This is a genomic window from Arthrobacter sp. zg-Y820 (assembly GCF_030142155.1).
In the GTDB taxonomy this organism is placed as follows: domain Bacteria; phylum Actinomycetota; class Actinomycetes; order Actinomycetales; family Micrococcaceae; genus Arthrobacter_B.
On the sequence record NZ_CP126247.1, the window covers coordinates 1,312,431 to 1,335,961 of the forward strand.

8 protein-coding genes and 6 rRNA genes are annotated in these 23,531 nt (G+C 59.8%); 12 read left to right on the top strand and 2 right to left on the bottom strand.

From position 1 onward, the window contains the following. The first annotated feature begins 159 nt into the window (after positions 1–159). Together QNO08_RS05870 and QNO08_RS05875 are read left to right on the top strand one after the other, a co-directional pair. Positions 160–1,023 carry an SRPBCC domain-containing protein gene (locus tag QNO08_RS05870; RefSeq protein WP_229967721.1) on the top strand — a complete coding sequence of 288 codons (864 nt, stop codon included), beginning with the start codon at positions 160–162 and terminating at the stop codon, positions 1,021–1,023. A 78-nt stretch (positions 1,024–1,101) separates the two neighbouring features. After that, positions 1,102–1,755 (top strand): DNA-3-methyladenine glycosylase, encoded by a 654-nt coding sequence (locus tag QNO08_RS05875; protein ID WP_229967723.1) that lies wholly within the window; start codon positions 1,102–1,104, stop codon positions 1,753–1,755. A 60-nt stretch (positions 1,756–1,815) separates the two neighbouring features. Here QNO08_RS05875 and QNO08_RS05880 read toward each other — a convergent pair whose 3' ends face one another. Next, positions 1,816–2,808 (bottom strand): aldo/keto reductase, encoded by a 993-nt coding sequence (locus QNO08_RS05880; protein WP_229967725.1) that lies wholly within the window; start codon positions 2,806–2,808, stop codon positions 1,816–1,818. Positions 2,809–3,060: 252 nt separating this feature from the next. On the opposite strand from QNO08_RS05880, the gene QNO08_RS05885 reads away from it, so the two are divergent. From QNO08_RS05885 to rrf (QNO08_RS05930), 10 genes are all read left to right on the top strand, one after another. After that, positions 3,061–3,615: an adenine phosphoribosyltransferase gene (locus QNO08_RS05885; RefSeq protein ID WP_229967727.1), complete on the top strand. Its 555-nt coding sequence runs from the start codon at positions 3,061–3,063 to the stop codon at positions 3,613–3,615. A 169-nt stretch (positions 3,616–3,784) separates the two neighbouring features. Continuing rightward, on the top strand, positions 3,785–6,052 hold the full coding sequence (locus QNO08_RS05890) for a HelD family protein (RefSeq protein ID WP_229967729.1): 2,268 nt from the start codon (positions 3,785–3,787) through the stop codon (positions 6,050–6,052). Positions 6,053–6,065: 13 nt separating this feature from the next. Beyond that, a complete protein-coding gene (gene tyrS, locus QNO08_RS05895; protein ID WP_229967731.1) occupies positions 6,066–7,385 on the top strand; it encodes a tyrosine--tRNA ligase in 1,320 nt (439 codons plus the stop codon). Positions 7,386–8,002: 617 nt separating this feature from the next. Then, a 16S ribosomal RNA gene (locus tag QNO08_RS05900) occupies positions 8,003–9,530 on the top strand. A 538-nt stretch (positions 9,531–10,068) separates the two neighbouring features. Beyond that, positions 10,069–13,234, top strand: a 23S ribosomal RNA gene (locus QNO08_RS05905). 279 nt (positions 13,235–13,513) lie between these two features. Then, a 5S ribosomal RNA gene (rrf, locus tag QNO08_RS05910) occupies positions 13,514–13,630 on the top strand. Together the 16S, 23S and 5S rRNA genes form the textbook arrangement of a ribosomal RNA operon. Positions 13,631–14,163: 533 nt before the next feature. Then, the gene (locus QNO08_RS05915; protein ID WP_229968483.1) at positions 14,164–15,645 is read left to right on the top strand and encodes a thioester domain-containing protein; all 1,482 of its coding nucleotides are present in this window, start codon (positions 14,164–14,166) and stop codon (positions 15,643–15,645) included. A 562-nt stretch (positions 15,646–16,207) separates the two neighbouring features. Further along, a 16S ribosomal RNA gene (locus QNO08_RS05920) occupies positions 16,208–17,735 on the top strand. Between the two features lie 539 nt (positions 17,736–18,274). Continuing rightward, positions 18,275–21,440: ribosomal RNA gene (locus tag QNO08_RS05925) — 23S ribosomal RNA — on the top strand. Positions 21,441–21,718: 278 nt separating this feature from the next. Continuing rightward, a 5S ribosomal RNA gene (gene rrf / locus QNO08_RS05930) occupies positions 21,719–21,835 on the top strand. A gap of 652 nt (positions 21,836–22,487) precedes the next feature. Here rrf (QNO08_RS05930) and QNO08_RS05935 read toward each other — a convergent pair. Continuing rightward, the gene (locus QNO08_RS05935) at positions 22,488–23,450 is read right to left on the bottom strand and encodes a hypothetical protein (RefSeq protein WP_229967121.1); all 963 of its coding nucleotides are present in this window, start codon (positions 23,448–23,450) and stop codon (positions 22,488–22,490) included. Positions 23,451–23,531 lie beyond the last annotated feature (81 nt).

Here is a 23,531-nt window from a genome sequence, read left to right on the forward strand (position 1 = left end):
TTTCCAGCTGGCCTCCAACACGGACTTTCCCCGCCGCAGCACACCTCGGGTCTGCCGGCGACTAGTCAACGGACAGCCGCTCGGACTTACGGAGCATTCCCACCGCGGCTAGGCTGGGACTTCAAAGCCGGGGTTCCACCGAGCAGGAGGACGGCCGCCATGTCTGAGCAATCTGGCCCCGCAGTTCCGGAAGGGCAAGCAGTCCCTGAGGGCCGTATCCAGAAACTGACCGATGGATATGCGGTTGCCTTCGACCGCCAGTTTGACTACCCCACGGCCCACATCTGGGATGTCCTGACCAATTCCGAAAAGGTCTCACGCTGGCTCGGCGACGTGACACCGCAGTGGCGGCTGGGCAAGGAATACACATTGGAAATGGACGGCGGCACCAGCACCGGCACAGTGCTCCAGCTGGAACCTCGTTCCAGCCTGCAGCTCACCTGGGAGGACCAGCTGGGCCTGGAATCGGTGCTGGAATGGCAGGTCCTGGAGAGCGGCGGGGGAGCGCTGCTGCAGTTCCGCTCCCGCACCGACTCACCGGATTTCCTGACCGAAGGCAGTGCCGGCTGGCAGGGGATCCTGAACTCCTTCGCCAGCGTCGCCGCCGGTCGGGAACCGGATCCTGACAGCATGGATCGGTGGCTTGCCCTGCGCGATGCCTACGCCAGCGAATTCGACATTTCCCCCACGATGGGCCGGGTGACCGGTGAGGGTGCCGACGCGGAGCTGGTGTTCGAGCGTTGGTACCGGGCGCCGGCGGAGGATGTGGAAGCGGCGGTGGAGACGGCCGGCAGGACGCTGAGTATTGGAGGGGACGCGCAGCTGGTGATGACCGATGACGGCCACGAAACCAAGGCCACCATCCGCGAGCCGGTCACCGGCAGCCAGGATCAGACCGCCACCCTCCTCGCCGCGTGGCACGCCGCCCTTGACGCCGTGCGAGACCAGCTTGACGGCCAGACCCCGAATCCGAATCTGCACCGGCGGGCCGCACTTGAGCGGTTCTACCGCGCCATGCTCTGACGGTCCCCGCGACCATCCCCGCATGGCAGGAGCGCCCCGATTCCAGCCACAGGACGGGATCTTGCTACGGTCGAAGGCATGGAAGACACAAGCGCACGATCACGGCTTGCGGTACCGGCCACCTCCGCCGCCCGCCTCCTGCTGGGCTCAACCCTGACGCACGACGACGGCGGCCGCCCGGTGAGCGTTCGGGTCACCGAGGTGGAGGCCTACATGGGGGACGCGGATCCGGGCTCCCACGCGTTCCGCGGCCGCACGGCCCGGAACAACACCATGTTCGGTCCGGCCGGGCACCTTTACGTCTACTTCACCTACGGTATGCATTACTGCGCCAACGTGGTCTGCGGTGATGAGGGACAGGCCACCGGACTGCTGCTGCGGGCCGGGGAAATCACTGACGGCATCGAAACCGCACGGGAACGCCGCGGAAATCCGCGCACCGACCTGGACCTCGCCCGCGGACCGGCCCGGCTGGCCCAGGCCCTGGGCATCAACAGGAACCTCGACGGCGCCGATGTCTTCGCGGCCCCGCTGCGGCTGGAGTTGCCGGACCGGGCGGTGCCGGAAGAACTGGTCTCGTCCGGACCGCGGGTGGGTGTCAGCGGCCCCGGCGGTTCAGACGAATATCCCTGGCGGTACTGGCTCACCGGTGACCCAACTGTGTCCAAGTACCGTCCCGCCCAGCCGCGCAAGCAGCCGGCATCCGCAGGAGCGACGGCCCTGCGGCCGTGAAACGCAGAACGGCGTTCCGGATGAGTGCCATCCCGGAACGCCGTTCGGCGAAGCAACCTGCTAGGAGCGCGGAAGCGGAGCCTGCGCGGAAATCAGCTTCTTTTCCAGCAGTTCGTCCCAGAACGCACCCGGAATTTCGGCCTTCATCGCCGCGACATCCTCTGTGACGCGTCCGGGCCGGCTGGAGCCGGGAATGACCGCAGCCACAGCGGGGTGGGCGGCGGAGAACTGCAGGGCAGCGGCCTTCAGGCTCACCTCGTGCCGGGAGGCCACCGAGGTCAGCTCGGCGATCCGTGTCTTAACCTGCGGAGGAATCTCGGCGTAGTCGAACGTGTCGCCGCCCAACAGGGCGCCGGAGTTGAAAGGTCCGCCGACGATAATGCCGACGCCCTTCTCCAGTGCAGCGGGCATCATGCGCTGCAGGGCGCGCTCGTGCTGCAGCAGCGTGTACTGAGTGGCTGAGAGGCTCATGGTCGGAGCTGCCTCATCCATGTCCATGGCCAGCTCGATGGGCTCGGTGGTGTTCACGCCGAGGCCCCAGCCGTTGATGACGCCCTCATCCTGCAGCCGCGCGAGTACCCGGAACGCGCCGGTCCGCGCCTCGTCGAACTTGGTGACCCACTCATCACCGAGGAAGTCCCGGGAGGTGTCGTGGACGAAGACAAAGTCCAGCCGGTCAGTCTTCAGCCTCTTCAGGCTCTCCTCGATGGAGCGCAGGGTGGCATCCGCGGTGTAGTCAGTGGCGATCTTATTTGAACGCCCGTGCGTGAAGAGGCCGGAGCTTTTTTCCTCTTCCTCATCCAGGATCAGCCGTCCCACTTTGGTGCTCAGCGCGTACTCATCGCGGCGATGCTGTGAGAGGACCTCGCCCAGGCGGGATTCCGCCAGGCCGGCTCCGTAGAAGGGTGCGGTGTCGAAGTAGCGGATGCCTTCATTCCAGGCGGCTTCAACCGTCGCCAGCGCCTCATCCTCGGGAATGTTCCGGAACATGTTTCCCAGCGGAGCCGTGCCGAATCCGATCTTGTTCTTGAGCACTTCGTGCAGGTTAGCCATATGTGTTGCAATCCTTGACTGTTGGTGCCGTTAAATTCAGTGGCCTGTCCAAAGGGGCAAAGGGCACTGACAGATGGCAACCGCCGTCGAAGGCCCCTTTATTCCTCCAGCCGATAACTCCGCTCGATTCCGCCCGCCCGACCGACCCGGTGTGCGTGCCCGCTGTCACGCGGGCGCCGGGCGTGGCGAGACAAGTGCCACAGCTGTCCACGCGGCTCGGGCCGGAGCGGACGCAGCGGGTAAGGTGGACGGGTGAAAGATGCCCCGGCAGAACCGGTTAACAACGAGACCATTGAACAAACGATCGAACGTCTGGGTGCAGTCGTGCCCGACTATCCCAAGCCGGGAGTGGTCTTCCGTGACCTGACCCCCGTCTTTGCCGACGGACAGGCCTTCCGGAGCGTCGTGGATTCGCTGCTGGCCGAGTACGAGGGGCGCTTCGACTACGTTGCCGGAGTGGAAGCACGCGGCTTCCTCCTCGCCGCAGCTGCTGCCTACGCGGCGGACAAAGGCGTCATCACGATCCGCAAGCCGGGCAAACTGCCGCGCCGCGTGCATTCCGAGAGCTTCTCCATGGAATACGGCGAAAATACACTCGAAGTCCACCAGGACGACATTCCGGTGGGCGCCCGCGTGCTGATCCTGGATGATGTACTGGCCACCGGCGGCACCCTCGGGGCGACCGCACGCCTGATCGAAAAGGCCGGCGCAGTCGTGGCCGGATTCGGCGTCGTGCTGGAGCTGAAGGACCTGGGCGGACGCCAGGCGCTTGCCGGTTACCCGGTGCATGCACTGATCGGTTACTGACCGAGGATTCATGCTCTTCCGTCCGGCGGAGCACCACCCGCGCCGCCGGACGGAGGCGCACCACGACCACCCCGAACAGGGCCGGTGTCAGCCGGTTAGCTCAATGCATGGAAAAAGTCCAAATGCGCGCTAAACTTGACGGTCTGCCTTTGCGAGAGGGAACGCGAACATGCCTGAAACGTCTTCTGCCCACCACGAGCTGGAACATGAGCGACACTACGTCGCCGGTTTGTACCAGCGACTCGACGAACTCCGCGAGGAAAAGCGCGAACAGCTGGCCCAGGTGCGGCGCAGCCACTCGGCCGGTTCACACCAGAACCGCTCCGAACGTGACGCCTTTGCGACCATGTATGAAGACCGCCTGGCGCAGCTGAACGCCGTCGATGACCGGCTGGTTTTCGGCCGGCTGGACCTCGACGACGGCGAAGAGCGTTACATCGGCCGCATCGGCCTGTCCACCGAGGACCTGCAGCGATTGATGGTCGACTGGCGCGCCCCGGAAGCGGGCACGTTCTACCAGGCCACAGCGTTCGAACGGCAGGGCGTACGACGCCGCCGCCACCTGATCCTCAAGGGCCGGAACGTCCAGGCCATCGAAGACGATGTGCTGGACTACACCATGCTCGAGGAGGAGGCTGCACTTCAGGGCGAAGGCGCCCTGCTCGCTGCCCTGAACTCCAAGCGCACCGGACAGATGTCGGACATTGTCGGCACCATCCAGGCCGAGCAGGACCGCATCATCCGCGCACCGCTGGCCGGCACCCTGGTGGTGCAGGGCGGACCGGGAACGGGCAAGACCGCCGTCGCGCTGCACCGCGCCGCCTATCTGCTGTACACGCACCGGGAACGGCTCAAGTCCGCCGGTGTCCTGCTGGTGGGCCCCTCCAATGCCTTCATCCGCTACATCGAACGGGTGCTTCCCTCGCTGGGCGAGACCGGCGTCGTCATGTCCAGCCTTGGCCAGCTGATGCCCGGCATCACGGCCGTGCAGGAAGAAAACGCGCACGTCGCCGAGATCAAGGGACGGATCGGCATGGCTGAAGTGATGGCCAACGCCGTCGCCAACCGCCAGCGGCTCCCGGCCGAACCGCGGAAGCTGAACGTCGAGGGAACCATCCTCACGCTGACTCCGAAAATGGTCCAGCGCGCCCGCGACAAGGCCCGTGCCACCGGCAAGCCGCACAACGAGGCCCGGGTGACCTTCGTGAAGATCCTGCTGCGCGAACTCACCGAGCAGCTGACCGACCAGCTCGAGGAATCGTCCGGTGCCGGCAACAGCACCGACCGGGCGTATCTGGCCGAGGACGTGCGCAGCGCCCGCGACGTGCGGGTGGCACTCAACCTGTGCTGGATGCCGATGATGCCGGAGAAACTGCTCTCCGAACTCTTCAGTAAGCCCGGACACTTGGAAGCAGCCGCACCCGAACTGAGCCCGGAGGAAATCCGCCTCCTGCGCCGCAGCCCGGACGCACCGTGGACCGAATCCGACATTCCGCTGCTGGACGAGGCGGCGGAGCTGCTCGGAGAACTGGACGCCTCCGCCGGACGCGACTTCGCCCTGCGCGAGGAACAGCGCAAGCGGGACCTGGCCAACGCCGAGCGGGCCATCGAGAACACCGAGGGCTTCCTGGAAGACTCCGGCGCGCACGGCATCCTCTCTGCCGAGGACCTGGCGGACCACAACACCGAGGGGGAGGTGCGCCTGACCGCGGCCGACCGCGCCGCCGTCGACCGCACCTGGGCCTTCGGTCACATCGTCGTTGACGAGGCACAGGAACTGTCGGCCATGCAGTGGCGGCTGCTGATGCGCCGCTGCCCGCTGAAGTCCTTCACCGTGGTCGGCGACATCGCCCAGACCAGCTCCGCCGCCGGTGCCACGTCGTGGCAGCAGGCGCTGGCGCCGTTTGTGGGGGACCGCTGGACGCTCGAAGAGCTGACGGTGAATTACCGCACCCCGGCGCAGATCGCCGAGGCGGCGGTCCGCATGGCCAATGCTGCCGGTCTGGTGGTCTCCGCACCCAAGGCCGTCCGCGAAGGCCGCTGGGCACCGTTCGTCGACCGGGTGCCGGAGGGCGGATTGGTTGCCCGCCTGATGGAGGTCCTGCCGGAGGACCTGGACTCGCTGGACGGCGGCCTGCTGGCGATCATCGCGGAGGAACACCACCTCGACGCCGTCCGCCGCGAAGTCGGTGCTGTCTACGGCCGGCGGCTGGGCACCGGCGCCGGTGGGCTGGAACAGGACATAGTGGTGACCTCGCCGCGGGAAGCCAAGGGCCTGGAGTTCGACGGCGTCGTCATTTTGGAGCCTGAAGAGCTGCTTACCGCTGCGGCCGGGAAGGTCGGGGACCTGTACGTGGCGATGACCCGCCCGACCCAGCGGCTGCGTCTTATTGCCGCGGGTCCGATCCCGGCCGGCATTGTGGAAGAAGAAGCCTGATATTTTGGAACACGTGACTACTGAAACCCCAGCGGGCCTGCGCGCCCAGAAGAACGATCCGACCTTCGACAATATTTGGCAGGAACTGAAGTGGCGTGGACTGGTCCACGTATCCACTGACGAGGCCGAACTGGAGAAACTGCTCGCCGGGGATTCAATCACCTACTATTGCGGCTTCGATCCGACGGCGCCGAGCCTGCACTTGGGCAACCTGGTGCAGCTGCTGACCATGCGCCGGCTGCAGCTGGCCGGCCACCGCCCGCTGGCCCTGGTGGGCGGCTCCACCGGGCTGGTGGGAGATCCGCGTCCGACGGCGGAACGCACCATGAACACCAAGGAAACCGTTTCCGAGTGGGTCGGCTACCTGCAGGGCCAGGTGCAGCGCTTCCTCAGCTTCGAGGGAAGCAACGCCGCGCAGATGGTCAACAACCTTGACTGGACCGCGCCCATGAGTGCCATCGACTTCCTGCGGGACATCGGCAAGCACTTCCGGGTGGGCACCATGATCAAGAAGGAGATTGTCTCTTCGCGGCTTAACTCCGACGAGGGCATTTCCTACGCCGAGTTCAGCTACCAGGTGCTGCAGGGCATGGATTACCTCCAGCTCTTCCGGGACTACAACTGCGTGTTGGAAACCGGCGGTTCCGATCAGTGGGGCAATCTCACGGCCGGCACCGAGCTGGTGCGCAAGGTCGAGGGCAAGAGCGTCCACGCCCTGGGCACCCCGCTGATCACCAACTCCGATGGCACCAAGTTCGGCAAGAGCGAGGGCAACGCGATTTGGCTGGACGGCAGCATGACCAGCCCGTACGCGATGTACCAGTTCTGGTTGAACACCCCCGATGCCGACGTCGTTGACCGGCTGAAGGTCTTCACCTTCCTGTCCAAGGCTGAAATCGAAGAGCTGGAACGCTCTGTGGCGGCCGAGCCGCACAAGCGCGCTGCCCAGCGCCGGCTGGCCTTTGACGTCACGTCGCTGATCCACGGGGTGGAGGCTACCGAAAAGGTTATCGCCGCCTCCGCTGCGTTGTTCGGACAGGGTGACCTCAGTGAGCTGGACGAAGACATCCTGACCGCAGCCACCGCCGAGCTCCCGCGGGTAGTAGTGGACGCCAGCGGCCTGGGCATCATTGACCTGCTCGTGGCTTCAGGCCTTTCGGCCAGCAACTCCGCGGCCCGGCGAACGGTTGCCGAGGGCGGCGCCTACGTGAACAACCACAAGGTCACGGATGCAGAAGCGGTGATCGGCGGCACGGAGCTGCTGCATGGCCGATACCTGCTGCTGCGCCGCGGCAAGCGCACTCTTGCGACCGTTGAAGTGTCCGCCGTATAGTTTTAACGGCCCGTTAGAAGGCTGGCTTCCAGCTCCCTCGCTGGTTCCGGATTTTCCGGAGCTGCGAGGGGCGGGGGCCGGCTTTCTTCGTTCCGGAGCTGTCCGCAAGGAGGCATCCGGAACCGGCGGCGCAGCGTGCAGGAGGTCACACTCCAGGGGTTTGCGCCAGCCGCCGAGGGTGTGTAAAGTTTAGTGAGTTGCCCCGGTGAGCGCCTGACAGACATGTTCTGCAAGTGAGACTCCCGGACTCGGCAGCCACAACCCATCACAACGCAACGGGCAAGGTCCGGAAGCTTCGTGGCGGGTTCACCCGGTTGTTTCGGCCAGGTTCCGCGGATAACGCGGAATTGCTAAAACAGTCCGGATGAAATAGAATAAAGAAACACTGCAGCGAAGAGAAAAGAAAGACATTCAATTGTTTTTCCGAGTATTTCGGATGCATCTGTTGTTTGAGAACTCAATAGTGTGCCAAGTTTATTGATACCAATTATTTTAATTGGTTGAACTGGTTCTTCCGCCCACCCCGTGGGTTGGGAGGACTTTTTTAGCTGGTTTCGAATTTAGTGCAGGACCGTGCAGCCAATTTTCCTTGGCTCCGGTGCTGTGTCTGTAACACATTTACGGAGAGTTTGATCCTGGCTCAGGATGAACGCTGGCGGCGTGCTTAACACATGCAAGTCGAACGATGACTTTTGTGCTTGCACAAAATGATTAGTGGCGAACGGGTGAGTAACACGTGAGTAACCTGCCCTTAACTTCGGGATAAGCCTGGGAAACCGGGTCTAATACCGGATACGACGGTCCACCGCATGGTGGTCCGTGGAAAGCTTGATGCGGTTTTGGATGGACTCGCGGCCTATCAGCTAGTTGGTTGGGGTAATGGCCCACCAAGGCGACGACGGGTAGCCGGCCTGAGAGGGTGACCGGCCACACTGGGACTGAGACACGGCCCAGACTCCTACGGGAGGCAGCAGTGGGGAATATTGCACAATGGGCGAAAGCCTGATGCAGCGACGCCGCGTGAGGGACGAAGGCCTTCGGGTTGTAAACCTCTTTCAGCAGGGAAGAAGCGAAAGTGACGGTACCTGCAGAAGAAGCGCCGGCTAACTACGTGCCAGCAGCCGCGGTAATACGTAGGGCGCAAGCGTTATCCGGAATTATTGGGCGTAAAGAGCTCGTAGGCGGTTTGTCGCGTCTGCTGTGAAAGCCCGGGGCTCAACCCCGGGTCTGCAGTGGGTACGGGCAGACTAGAGTGCAGTAGGGGAGACTGGAATTCCTGGTGTAGCGGTGAAATGCGCAGATATCAGGAGGAACACCGATGGCGAAGGCAGGTCTCTGGGCTGTAACTGACGCTGAGGAGCGAAAGCATGGGGAGCGAACAGGATTAGATACCCTGGTAGTCCATGCCGTAAACGTTGGGCACTAGGTGTGGGGGACATTCCACGTTTTCCGCGCCGTAGCTAACGCATTAAGTGCCCCGCCTGGGGAGTACGGCCGCAAGGCTAAAACTCAAAGGAATTGACGGGGGCCCGCACAAGCGGCGGAGCATGCGGATTAATTCGATGCAACGCGAAGAACCTTACCAAGGCTTGACATGAACCGGAAAAGCGTAGAAATACGCTCCCCACTTGTGGTCGGTTTACAGGTGGTGCATGGTTGTCGTCAGCTCGTGTCGTGAGATGTTGGGTTAAGTCCCGCAACGAGCGCAACCCTCGTTCTATGTTGCCAGCGCGTTATGGCGGGGACTCATAGGAGACTGCCGGGGTCAACTCGGAGGAAGGTGGGGACGACGTCAAATCATCATGCCCCTTATGTCTTGGGCTTCACGCATGCTACAATGGCCGGTACAAAGGGTTGCGATACTGTGAGGTGGAGCTAATCCCAAAAAGCCGGTCTCAGTTCGGATTGAGGTCTGCAACTCGACCTCATGAAGTTGGAGTCGCTAGTAATCGCAGATCAGCAACGCTGCGGTGAATACGTTCCCGGGCCTTGTACACACCGCCCGTCAAGTCACGAAAGTTGGTAACACCCGAAGCCGGTGGCCTAACCCCTTGTGGGAGGGAGCCGTCGAAGGTGGGACCGGCGATTGGGACTAAGTCGTAACAAGGTAGCCGTACCGGAAGGTGCGGCTGGATCACCTCCTTTCTAAGGAGCACCTCAGAGTTTTCCGTGTCCTTCCACAGTGTTGGAGGCGGGCTTTGCAGGAGATGCCCATCTCGGAGACATTCGTTCTCCGGTGGGTGCTCAAGGGTGGAATATCAATAAGCAGGTGCCCGGCGTTGAGCCTGGCAGTCTAGTACGCCGTGCGTGCCCCACTTGTGGGGCGTTGTATTGGTTGGAAACCGCTGCCGGTCTTCAAGTACCGGGTTTTTCCGTTTGGCACACTGTTGGGTCCTGAGACAACAGGACCGAAGAATTTCAAGCCTTCTTGAAGGGTTGGAAGGAACACGGTTTCGTGTTGTTTCTGATTGTTCCTGCGCAGGTCCAAGACCGTCCACGGTGAATACGTGGTGGTGGCGGGGTGTGACGGGGTTGTTGTTTGAGAACTACATAGTGGACGCGAGCATCTTAAAATTATTAAGTGCAATTTCAGATAAACCTGGTGCTCCGGGTCATGCCCTTGCGGTGTGGTCCGGTGTTGTCATGGTTTTCTCGATAGCAGGAAATATTTATTGATCTTTGTGGTCAAGTTTTTAAGGGCACACGGTGGATGCCTTGGCATCAGGAGCCGAAGAAGGACGTAGGAATCTGCGATAAGCCTGGGGGAGTTGATAACCGAGCGTTGATCCCAGGATGTCCGAATGGGGAAACCCCGCCCGGCGCGCGAGTGACCGGGTGACCCGCATCTGAACACATAGGGTGCGTGGAGGGAACGTGGGGAAGTGAAACATCTCAGTACCCACAGGAAGAGAAAACAACAGTGATTCCGTTAGTAGTGGCGAGCGAACGCGGAAGAGGCTAAACCAGTGGTGTGTGATAGCCGGCGGGCGTTGCATCACTGGGGTTGCGGGACTTTCCGTACCGATTCTGCCGGATCGGTGAAGTGAGTGCAGATGCATAGGTGAACTGGTTTGAAAGCCAGGCCGTAGAGGGTGTTAGCCCCGTAACCGGAATGTATGCTGCCGCTTGGAGAGGATCCCAAGTAGCACGGGGCCCGAGAAATCCCGTGCGAATCTGCCAGGACCACCTGGTAAGCCTAAATACTCCCTGATGACCGATAGCGGACAAGTACCGTGAGGGAAAGGTGAAAAGTACCCCGGGAGGGGAGTGAAACAGTACCTGAAACCGTGTGCCTACAATCCGTTGGAGCAGGGCGATGCCACTTGTGGTGTCGTGCTTGTGACAGCGTGCCTTTTGAAGAATGAGCCTGCGAGTTAGTGTTACGTCGCGAGGTTAACCCGTGAGGGGAAGCCGTAGCGAAAGCGAGTCTGAACAGGGCGATGCAGTGGCGTGATCTAGACCCGAAGCGGAGTGATCTACCCATGGCCAGGTTGAAGCGCGTGTAAGAGCGCGTGGAGGACCGAACCCACTTCAGTTGAAAATGGAGGGGATGAGCTGTGGGTAGGGGTGAAAGGCCAATCAAACTCCGTGATAGCTGGTTCTCCCCGAAATGCATTTAGGTGCAGCGTTGCGTGTTTCTTACCGGAGGTAGAGCTACTGGATGGCTAATGGGCCCTACAAGGTTACTGACGTCAGCCAAACTCCGAATGCCGGTAAGTGAGAGCGCAGCAGTGAGACTGTGGGGGATAAGCTTCATAGTCGAGAGGGAAACAGCCCAGACCACCAACTAAGGCCCCTAAGCGTGTGCTAAGTGGGAAAGGATGTGGAGTTGCGAAGACAACCAGGAGGTTGGCTTAGAAGCAGCCATCCTTGAAAGAGTGCGTAATAGCTCACTGGTCAAGTGATTCCGCGCCGACAATGTAGCGGGGCTCAAGTACACCGCCGAAGTTGTGGCATTCAAATATTAGCCAAGCGGATGGTTTATCCATTTTCGTTCAAGCGTTTGGATGGGTAGGGGAGCGTCGTGTGGGCAGTGAAGTCGCGGTGTAAACCAGCGGTGGAGCCTACACGAGTGAGAATGCAGGCATGAGTAGCGAAAGACGGGTGAGAAACCCGTCCGCCGAATGATCAAGGGTTCCAGGGTCAAGCTAATCTGCCCTGGGTAAGTCGGGACCTAAGGCGAGGCCGACAGGCGTAGTCGATGGACAACGGGTTGATATTCCCGTACCGGCGAAAAACCGCCAATACCAAGCGGGGGACACTAACCGCCCAATACCTGACCGGCCGCCCTTGTGGCGACCCGGTTTTTGGTGGAGCGCGGGACCTGATCCTGGGAGGTAAGCGTATTAACAGGTGTGACGCAGGAAGGTAGCCGGGCCGGGCGATGGTTGTCCTGGTCTAAGGATGTAGGGTCAGCGATAGGTAAATCCGTTGCTGTGTCTTTGATGACGATACCTGAGATCTGATGGGACCCACTTTGGTGGGAATCCGGTGATCCTATGCTGCCTAGAAAAGCATCGGCGCGAGGTTTTAGCCGCCCGTACCCCAAACCGACACAGGTGATCAGGTAGAGAATACTAAGGCGATCGAGAGAATTATGGTTAAGGAACTCGGCAAAATGCCCCCGTAACTTCGGGAGAAGGGGGGCCCCAACCTTGATGGACACTTGCTGTCCGGAGGGGATCGGGGCCGCAGAGACCAGGGGGAAGCGACTGTTTACTAAAAACACAGGTCCGTGCGAAGTCGCAAGACGATGTATACGGACTGACTCCTGCCCGGTGCTGGAAGGTTAAGAGGACCGGTTAGCCCTTACGGGCGAAGCTGGGAATTTAAGCCCCAGTAAACGGCGGTGGTAACTATAACCATCCTAAGGTAGCGAAATTCCTTGTCGGGTAAGTTCCGACCTGCACGAATGGAGTAACGACTTCCCCGCTGTCTCAACCATAAACTCGGCGAAATTGCAGTACGAGTAAAGATGCTCGTTACGCGCAGCAGGACGGAAAGACCCCGAGACCTTTACTATAGTTTGGTATTGATATTCGGTGTGGCTTGTGTAGGATAGGTGGGAGACTGTGAGACCCGGACGCCAGTTCGGGTGGAGTCATCGTTGAAATACCACTCTGGTCATACTGGATATCTAACTTCGGCCCGTAATCCGGGTCAGGGACAGTGCCTGATGGGTAGTTTAACTGGGGCGGTTGCCTCCTAAAGAGTAACGGAGGCGCCCAAAGGTTCCCTCAGCCTGGTTGGCAATCAGGTGGCGAGTGTAAGTGCACAAGGGAGCTTGACTGTGAGAGAGACATCTCAAGCAGGGACGAAAGTCGGGACTAGTGATCCGGCGGTACATTGTGGAATGGCCGTCGCTCAACGGATAAAAGGTACCTCGGGGATAACAGGCTGATCTTGCCCAAGAGTCCATATCGACGGCATGGTTTGGCACCTCGATGTCGGCTCGTCGCATCCTGGGGCTGGAGTAGGTCCCAAGGGTTGGGCTGTTCGCCCATTAAAGCGGTACGCGAGCTGGGTTTAGAACGTCGTGAGACAGTTCGGTCCCTATCCGCTGCGCGCGCAGGAAATTTGAGAAGGGCTGTCCTTAGTACGAGAGGACCGGGACGGACGAACCTCTGGTGTGTCAGTTGTACTGCCAAGTGCACCGCTGATTAGCTACGTTCGGATGGGATAACCGCTGAAAGCATCTAAGCGGGAAGCCCGCTTCGAGATGAGATTTCCATACACCTTGTGTGTGAGAGGCCCCCAGCCAGACCACTGGGTTGATAGGCCGGATGTGGAAGCGGGGACTAAAGACCCGTGAAGCTGACCGGTACTAATAGGCCGATAACTTACACCACACCACAATCTGGGAGAACACGACTTCAAACGGTTCTCCAAAGTATAAAGGGTTGTGTTGATCATGCTGCTTGCGTCCACTATGTGGTTCCCGGATAACAAACCCGTGAGGTTTGTCACCCGTGGAACCGGCACCACCGTACCCCTTTCAGGGTGTGGTGTGCCGTATAATTACAGTTATAACTTCACTATTGCAACACGTCGTTTTTTTGGTGTGTTGTGTTGTGACCATTGATTTCCCCTCACCCAGGTTTGTTTATGGGTGGTGCGGGTGGAAGGGTTACGGCGGTCATAGCGTGGGGGAAACGCCCGGTCCCATTCCGAACCCGGAAGCTAAGACCCACAGCGCCGATGGTACTGCATCCGGGAGGATGTGGGAGAGTAGGTCACCGCCGGACAATATTTACGGTTGAAAGACACCGGTTGTTCAGAGAGTAAGGCCCCGCTATTGGCGGGGCCTTACTTGTTTAACCAGGGAATGTCTATAGGTAATTTGGCCCCGGCTCGGCTTTCTGCGGATATAGCGGTTCCGCCTACCCCCGGCCTCGGATTCCACATACTGTGCCTAGCACACAGGCCGAACTGGTTTCGGCATGGTCACTCGCGAATCATCCCCAGGGATAGAAGCAGGAAGACCCCTATGAGCCATTATTCCTTTCCATCCGGCCCGCGGCGTCGGCCGGGGCACGGGCGCCGGCTACGCAGGTCACTCTTAGGTACGGCCGCCGCTGCGGCGCTGCTGCTGGCACCGTTCGCCGCACCCGCGAATGCCTCGTGGACAGAGCCGGACCCGAATGATCCGGCGCCGGTAGCCGGCACCAATGCGGAAGTCGTGACTACCGAGCTCGGGCCCGCTCAAAGGGTGCAGGCGTTCGTAGCTGACAATCCCACCCCGCCGGATCCCTTGACACCGTATCCGGAGGAGAACCCAGTGGGAGTGCCTGTGACCGGCCGGTTCGCGGGCATCATCATCACTGAGGATGCCGATGGCGGGATCGGGCAGATGTACTGCATCGACACAGCGGTGGAAACCATGGTCGGCATCGGCTACGTTCAGGGGGCTTGGGAGGAATCCAACGTAGCCAACATCGGCTACGTGAATTATGTCCTGAACAACTACTATCCTGCGAATCCCGCAGCGCCTGCGGGCTTAACGGCAAATCAGCAGGCTGCGGCGGTGCAGGGTGCGATTTGGTACTTCACCGACGGATACCTGGTCAATACATCGGAGACGGTCATCAGAGGCGCGGTTGAGGCGATCGTCGCCGACGCACAGGCCAATGGGCCCCTGGTGGAACCGCCCCCGCCGAACGTCACCGTGACTCCCCCGGCTGCCGCGGGTCCGGCGGGAGGCGTGGCGGGCCCGTTCACGGTGGCAGCGGAAGGAGCTGCGGAGGTTACCGTTTCCGTGCCGACCGGATACACCATGTTTGCCGACGCTGCAGGGACTGTCCCTATTTCGAGCGGGAGCGCTGTCACTTCGGGTACACAGATCTGGGTGGGTGGCCCGCCGGCATCCACCGACCCGGGAGTCCTTAGCGCCCGCGCTTCCGTCTCCGTCCAAACAGGCAACGTCTACCTCTACGACGGCGGCAATCCAGGCATGGATAATGCGCAACCCCTCATCCTTGCCGCGAACACGGTGTTGGAAGCCACTGCCGGGGCGACGGCGGAGTTCTTTGTAGCGGGAGACCTCGTGGTCAATAAGGTGTTTGCCGGCGGAGGAATCGGTAGCCAGGGCGCCATCACCCTCACCGTGGACTGCGGTGAAGCGGGGGCTTTTGTCTTTGACATTCCTGCCGGGACAGCTGCGCCGGTCAGCAACTCCGTGACAGACCTGCCGGTGGGTACGGTGTGCGCGGTGGCGGAAGAGGTGACCGGATCCACCGTGGAGGTAACGGTGACACCCGTACTCCCGGAGCCCGTGACAATCGCTGAAGGCGAAAACGTCCTGGAGGTCACTAACAATGTGGAATTCAACCCGGGCAGCCTGGTCGTGGCGAAAACCATCAGCGGCTCCGGTGCCGGCCTGCAGGACGACGTCGTGCTTCACATCCAGTGCGGCGACGGACTGATCGACGAGACCTTCGTGATCCCCGAGGAGACCACTGCGGATACCTTTACCCAGTTGTACGAAGGTATTCCGGCGGGAGTGTCGTGCCGGGTTTCGGAACCCGCGTCCGGAGCCAACGAGGACGTCACGGTGGAAACCTCAGGCACTGGTGAAGTGGCCATCCTGCCCGGACAGTCTCAAGCCGTCGAGGTGGTCAACGTGTATGCACCTGTGCCTTACACAGAACGCCTTCCGAAAACCGGAGCTGACGGTATGACAGGCCTAGCCCTGGCCGGCGGTGGAATATTGCTGGCCGGCGCTCTGCTGGTCCTGGGGCCATCGCGCCGGCGCCGTAGCTAACGCGGGATTTGCACCAATCCACGCCCAGCTGCAGCCGGGACCGGTCCTTTTCTTGGGCCGGCCCCGGCTGCGGTTTGGGTCGGTCCGGTCGATTTGCGGCCGGGTCGAAACCTGTGTAGAGTCTTCTAAGTCGCCGCGGCCGGGAGTTGGAAAACTTCACGAGCATGGCGGCCACACCACACCAAAAACATCCTGGTGATCCATCCTGCGCTGAGAAGCCCGGGAGCGGAAAGCCGGGGATTTGGCGTGGGTTTCTCCGGACAAAATGAAGCAGTCTTCGGAATATCCCGAATTGCTAAAACAGTCCGGATGAAATAGAATAAAGAAACACTGCAGCGAAGAGAAAAGAAAGACATTCAATTGTTTTTCCGAGTATTTCGGATGCATCTGTTGTTTGAGAACTCAATAGTGTGCCAAGTTTATTGATACCAATTATTTTAATTGGTTGAACTGGTTCTTCCGCCCACCCCGTGGGTTGGGAGGACTTTTTTAGCTGGTTTCGAATTTAGTGCAGGACCGTGCAGCCAATTTTCCTTGGCTCCGGTGCTGTGTCTGTAACACATTTACGGAGAGTTTGATCCTGGCTCAGGATGAACGCTGGCGGCGTGCTTAACACATGCAAGTCGAACGATGACTTTTGTGCTTGCACAAAATGATTAGTGGCGAACGGGTGAGTAACACGTGAGTAACCTGCCCTTAACTTCGGGATAAGCCTGGGAAACCGGGTCTAATACCGGATACGACGGTCCACCGCATGGTGGTCCGTGGAAAGCTTGATGCGGTTTTGGATGGACTCGCGGCCTATCAGCTAGTTGGTTGGGGTAATGGCCCACCAAGGCGACGACGGGTAGCCGGCCTGAGAGGGTGACCGGCCACACTGGGACTGAGACACGGCCCAGACTCCTACGGGAGGCAGCAGTGGGGAATATTGCACAATGGGCGAAAGCCTGATGCAGCGACGCCGCGTGAGGGACGAAGGCCTTCGGGTTGTAAACCTCTTTCAGCAGGGAAGAAGCGAAAGTGACGGTACCTGCAGAAGAAGCGCCGGCTAACTACGTGCCAGCAGCCGCGGTAATACGTAGGGCGCAAGCGTTATCCGGAATTATTGGGCGTAAAGAGCTCGTAGGCGGTTTGTCGCGTCTGCTGTGAAAGCCCGGGGCTCAACCCCGGGTCTGCAGTGGGTACGGGCAGACTAGAGTGCAGTAGGGGAGACTGGAATTCCTGGTGTAGCGGTGAAATGCGCAGATATCAGGAGGAACACCGATGGCGAAGGCAGGTCTCTGGGCTGTAACTGACGCTGAGGAGCGAAAGCATGGGGAGCGAACAGGATTAGATACCCTGGTAGTCCATGCCGTAAACGTTGGGCACTAGGTGTGGGGGACATTCCACGTTTTCCGCGCCGTAGCTAACGCATTAAGTGCCCCGCCTGGGGAGTACGGCCGCAAGGCTAAAACTCAAAGGAATTGACGGGGGCCCGCACAAGCGGCGGAGCATGCGGATTAATTCGATGCAACGCGAAGAACCTTACCAAGGCTTGACATGAACCGGAAAAGCGTAGAAATACGCTCCCCACTTGTGGTCGGTTTACAGGTGGTGCATGGTTGTCGTCAGCTCGTGTCGTGAGATGTTGGGTTAAGTCCCGCAACGAGCGCAACCCTCGTTCTATGTTGCCAGCGCGTTATGGCGGGGACTCATAGGAGACTGCCGGGGTCAACTCGGAGGAAGGTGGGGACGACGTCAAATCATCATGCCCCTTATGTCTTGGGCTTCACGCATGCTACAATGGCCGGTACAAAGGGTTGCGATACTGTGAGGTGGAGCTAATCCCAAAAAGCCGGTCTCAGTTCGGATTGAGGTCTGCAACTCGACCTCATGAAGTTGGAGTCGCTAGTAATCGCAGATCAGCAACGCTGCGGTGAATACGTTCCCGGGCCTTGTACACACCGCCCGTCAAGTCACGAAAGTTGGTAACACCCGAAGCCGGTGGCCTAACCCCTTGTGGGAGGGAGCCGTCGAAGGTGGGACCGGCGATTGGGACTAAGTCGTAACAAGGTAGCCGTACCGGAAGGTGCGGCTGGATCACCTCCTTTCTAAGGAGCACCTCAGAGTTTTCCGTGTCCTTCCACAGTGTTGGAGGCGGGCTTTGCAGGAGATGCCCATCTCGGAGACATTCGTTCTCCGGTGGGTGCTCAAGGGTGGAATATCAATAAGCAGGTGCCCGGCGTTGAGCCTGGCAGTCTAGTACGCCGTGCGTGCCTTCCTTGCGGAGGCGCTGTCCCGGTTGGAAACCGCTGCCGGTCTTCAAGTACCGGGTTTTTCCGTTTGGCACACTGTTGGGTCCTGAGACAACAGGACCGAAGAATTTCAAGCCTTCTTGAAGGGTTGGAAGGGACACGGTTTCGTGTTGTTTCTGATTGTTCCTGCGCAGGTCCAAGACCGTCCACGGTGAATACGTGGTGGTGGCGGGGTGTGACGGGGTTGTTGTTTGAGAACTACATAGTGGACGCGAGCATCTTAAAATTATTAAGTGCAATTTCAGATAAACCTGGTGCTCCGGGTCATGCCCTTGCGGTGTGGTCCGGTGTTGTCATGGTTTTCTCGATAGCAGGAAATATTTATTGATCTTTGTGGTCAAGTTTTTAAGGGCACACGGTGGATGCCTTGGCATCAGGAGCCGAAGAAGGACGTAGGAATCTGCGATAAGCCTGGGGGAGTTGATAACCGAGCGTTGATCCCAGGATGTCCGAATGGGGAAACCCCGCCCGGCGCGCGAGTGACCGGGTGACCCGCATCTGAACACATAGGGTGCGTGGAGGGAACGTGGGGAAGTGAAACATCTCAGTACCCACAGGAAGAGAAAACAACAGTGATTCCGTTAGTAGTGGCGAGCGAACGCGGAAGAGGCTAAACCAGTGGTGTGTGATAGCCGGCGGGCGTTGCATCACTGGGGTTGCGGGACTTTCCGTACCGATTCTGCCGGATCGGTGAAGTGAGTGCAGATGCATAGGTGAACTGGTTTGAAAGCCAGGCCGTAGAGGGTGTTAGCCCCGTAACCGGAATGTATGCTGCCGCTTGGAGAGGATCCCAAGTAGCACGGGGCCCGAGAAATCCCGTGCGAATCTGCCAGGACCACCTGGTAAGCCTAAATACTCCCTGATGACCGATAGCGGACAAGTACCGTGAGGGAAAGGTGAAAAGTACCCCGGGAGGGGAGTGAAACAGTACCTGAAACCGTGTGCCTACAATCCGTTGGAGCAGGGCGATGCCACTTGTGGTGTCGTGCTTGTGACAGCGTGCCTTTTGAAGAATGAGCCTGCGAGTTAGTGTTACGTCGCGAGGTTAACCCGTGAGGGGAAGCCGTAGCGAAAGCGAGTCTGAACAGGGCGATGCAGTGGCGTGATCTAGACCCGAAGCGGAGTGATCTACCCATGGCCAGGTTGAAGCGCGTGTAAGAGCGCGTGGAGGACCGAACCCACTTCAGTTGAAAATGGAGGGGATGAGCTGTGGGTAGGGGTGAAAGGCCAATCAAACTCCGTGATAGCTGGTTCTCCCCGAAATGCATTTAGGTGCAGCGTTGCGTGTTTCTTACCGGAGGTAGAGCTACTGGATGGCTAATGGGCCCTACAAGGTTACTGACGTCAGCCAAACTCCGAATGCCGGTAAGTGAGAGCGCAGCAGTGAGACTGTGGGGGATAAGCTTCATAGTCGAGAGGGAAACAGCCCAGACCACCAACTAAGGCCCCTAAGCGTGTGCTAAGTGGGAAAGGATGTGGAGTTGCGAAGACAACCAGGAGGTTGGCTTAGAAGCAGCCATCCTTGAAAGAGTGCGTAATAGCTCACTGGTCAAGTGATTCCGCGCCGACAATGTAGCGGGGCTCAAGTACACCGCCGAAGTTGTGGCATTCAAATATTAGCCAAGCGGATGGTTTATCCATTTTCGTTCAAGCGTTTGGATGGGTAGGGGAGCGTCGTGTGGGCAGTGAAGTCGCGGTGTAAACCAGCGGTGGAGCCTACACGAGTGAGAATGCAGGCATGAGTAGCGAAAGACGGGTGAGAAACCCGTCCGCCGAATGATCAAGGGTTCCAGGGTCAAGCTAATCTGCCCTGGGTAAGTCGGGACCTAAGGCGAGGCCGACAGGCGTAGTCGATGGACAACGGGTTGATATTCCCGTACCGGCGAAAAACCGCCAATACCAAGCGGGGGACACTAACCGCCCAATACCTGACCGGCCGCCCTTGTGGCGACCCGGTTTTTGGTGGAGCGCGGGACCTGATCCTGGGAGGTAAGCGTATTAACAGGTGTGACGCAGGAAGGTAGCCGGGCCGGGCGATGGTTGTCCTGGTCTAAGGATGTAGGGTCAGCGATAGGTAAATCCGTTGCTGTGTCTTTGATGACGATACCTGAGATCTGATGGGACCCACTTTGGTGGGAATCCGGTGATCCTATGCTGCCTAGAAAAGCATCGGCGCGAGGTTTTAGCCGCCCGTACCCCAAACCGACACAGGTGATCAGGTAGAGAATACTAAGGCGATCGAGAGAATTATGGTTAAGGAACTCGGCAAAATGCCCCCGTAACTTCGGGAGAAGGGGGGCCCCAACCTTGATGGACACTTGCTGTCCGGAGGGGATCGGGGCCGCAGAGACCAGGGGGAAGCGACTGTTTACTAAAAACACAGGTCCGTGCGAAGTCGCAAGACGATGTATACGGACTGACTCCTGCCCGGTGCTGGAAGGTTAAGAGGACCGGTTAGCCCTTACGGGCGAAGCTGGGAATTTAAGCCCCAGTAAACGGCGGTGGTAACTATAACCATCCTAAGGTAGCGAAATTCCTTGTCGGGTAAGTTCCGACCTGCACGAATGGAGTAACGACTTCCCCGCTGTCTCAACCATAAACTCGGCGAAATTGCAGTACGAGTAAAGATGCTCGTTACGCGCAGCAGGACGGAAAGACCCCGAGACCTTTACTATAGTTTGGTATTGATATTCGGTGTGGCTTGTGTAGGATAGGTGGGAGACTGTGAGACCCGGACGCCAGTTCGGGTGGAGTCATCGTTGAAATACCACTCTGGTCATACTGGATATCTAACTTCGGCCCGTAATCCGGGTCAGGGACAGTGCCTGATGGGTAGTTTAACTGGGGCGGTTGCCTCCTAAAGAGTAACGGAGGCGCCCAAAGGTTCCCTCAGCCTGGTTGGCAATCAGGTGGCGAGTGTAAGTGCACAAGGGAGCTTGACTGTGAGAGAGACATCTCAAGCAGGGACGAAAGTCGGGACTAGTGATCCGGCGGTACATTGTGGAATGGCCGTCGCTCAACGGATAAAAGGTACCTCGGGGATAACAGGCTGATCTTGCCCAAGAGTCCATATCGACGGCATGGTTTGGCACCTCGATGTCGGCTCGTCGCATCCTGGGGCTGGAGTAGGTCCCAAGGGTTGGGCTGTTCGCCCATTAAAGCGGTACGCGAGCTGGGTTTAGAACGTCGTGAGACAGTTCGGTCCCTATCCGCTGCGCGCGCAGGAAATTTGAGAAGGGCTGTCCTTAGTACGAGAGGACCGGGACGGACGAACCTCTGGTGTGTCAGTTGTACTGCCAAGTGCACCGCTGATTAGCTACGTTCGGATGGGATAACCGCTGAAAGCATCTAAGCGGGAAGCCCGCTTCGAGATGAGATTTCCATACACCTTGTGTGTGAGAGGCCCCCAGCCAGACCACTGGGTTGATAGGCCGGATGTGGAAGCGGGGACTAAAGACCCGTGAAGCTGACCGGTACTAATAGGCCGATAACTTACACCACACCACAATCTGGGAGAACACGACTTCAAACGGTTCTCCAAAGTATAAAGGGTTGTGTTGATCATGCTGCTTGCGTCCACTATGTGGTTCCCGGATAACAAACCCGTGAGGTTTGTCACCCGTGGAACCGGCACCACCGTACCCTTCAGGGTGTGGTGTGCCGTATAATTACAGTTATAACTTCGCTATTGCAACACATTGTTTTTGATGGTGTGTTGTGTTGTGACCATTGATTTCCCCTCACCCAGGTTTGTTGCTGGGTGGTGCGGGTGGAAGGGTTACGGCGGTCATAGCGTGGGGGAAACGCCCGGTCCCATTCCGAACCCGGAAGCTAAGACCCACAGCGCCGATGGTACTGCATCCGGGAGGATGTGGGAGAGTAGGTCACCGCCGGACAATATTTACGGTTGAAAGACACCGGTTGTTCAGAGAGTAAGGCCCCGCCATTGGCGGGGCCTTACTTGTTTAACCCGTGTGGTCCAGACCCGCCGGCACCCTCCCGGGCCCGGGCTCGTTTGCGCCGAGATGGCAAAAACTGCACGTCCCGGCCCCGGGAACAGCACTTACAGCCATCTCGCGAGATCCCAGAGAGGCGGCGCAACCGATGGTAGCCCGCCCCGATGGGACGTTACCGGTCCCACGGGGTTCAAGAGGTGGGCAGTCTCACCTTATCCAGGCACGCCTGTGGGCATGGGGCGACGCCGACAAGACCAGCCTGCACTAGAATTGGCTTGTGCCCGTTTTGGGCCCCACTGACTTTAGAACTTTATATATCCATAGTGACGAGCGACTGCAGTAAATTCCGTTGGTCGGCTCACGACGAGAGGAACTCACCAGCATGTCAGAGCAAGATAACAGGGATCAGCGCGGCAGCGAGGGCAACAACGCCGCCCGCAACAGCAGCTCGTCAGGCCAGCGCGACGACCGCGGACGCCCGGCCACGAACGACCGCAACGCCCCCAAGCGCCACGAAGACCGTAAGCCCTCCTTCGGAGGCCGGCCGGCACGCGACGGCGAGCGGAAGTCCTTCGGCGACCGCGGCGCATCATCAGAGCGCAAGCCGTACTCGAAGGACCGTAAGCCGTCCTTCGGCGACCGGCCTGCCCGCGGCGACGACGATCGCCGTCCCGCACGCGACGGTGAGCGCAAGTCCTTCGGCGACCGCGGAGATCGCAAGCCGTCCTTCGGCGACCGCGGAGATCGCAAGCCGTCCTTCGGCGGCGATGACCGCCGTCCCGCACGCGACAACGACCGCAAGCCATCCTTCGGCGACCGTTCCGAGCGCAACGACCGTGCCAGCCGCGGCAGCGACGATCGTCGTCCTCCCCGTGATGGTGAGCGGAAGTCCTTCGGTGATCGTGGCGATCGTAAGCCTTCGTTCGGTGATCGTCCCGCCCGTGATGGTGAGCGCAAGTCCTTCGGTGACCGCGGAGATCGCAAGCCCTCCTTCGGCGATCGTGGCGATCGTAAGCCTTCCTTCGGTGATCGTCCCGCCCGTGATGGTGAGCGCAAGTCCTTCGGTGACCGCGGAGATCGCAAGCCCTCCTTCGGAGATCGTGGCGATCGTAAGCCTTCCTTCGGTGATCGTCCCGCCCGTGATGGTGAGCGCAAGTCCTTCGGAGATCGTGGCGATCGCAAGCCCTCCTTCGGAGATCGTGGCGATCGCAAGCCCTCCTTCGGCGATCGTGGCGATCGTAAGCCTTCCTTCGGTGATCGTCCCGCCCGTGATGGTGAGCGCAAGTCCTTCGGTGACCGCGGAGATCGCAAGCCGTCCTTCGGTGACCGTGGCGATCGTAAGCCGTCCTTCGGTGGCGACGATCGTCGTCCTCCCCGCGACAATGACCGCAAGCCGTCCTTCGGTGACCGTGGAGATCGTAAGCCTTCCTTCGGCGATCGTCCGTCCCGTGGTGGCGATGATCGTCGTCCTCCCCGCGACAATGACCGCAAGCCGTCCTTCTCCAACGACCGTCCGGCCCGTGGCGAGGATGCACCGGTTGTTGAGCGCAAGCACAATGCCCGCGACCTGCGCAGCGCCAACCGCCCGGACCGTGAGCGTTCACCGGAAATCGATGACGACGTCACAGGCCAGGAG

What these genes read in the sequence shown, in the direction of transcription:
- QNO08_RS05870 (WP_229967721.1), top strand. Translation starts at nt 160, where the DNA reads ATGTCTGAGCAATCTGGCCCCGCAGTTCCGGAAGGGCAAGCAGTCCCT.
- QNO08_RS05875 (WP_229967723.1), top strand. Translation starts at nt 1,102, where the DNA reads ATGGAAGACACAAGCGCACGATCACGGCTTGCGGTACCGGCCACCTCC.
- QNO08_RS05880 (WP_229967725.1), bottom strand. Translation starts at nt 2,808, where the DNA reads ATGGCTAACCTGCACGAAGTGCTCAAGAACAAGATCGGATTCGGCACG.
- QNO08_RS05890 (WP_229967729.1), top strand. Translation starts at nt 3,785, where the DNA reads ATGCCTGAAACGTCTTCTGCCCACCACGAGCTGGAACATGAGCGACAC.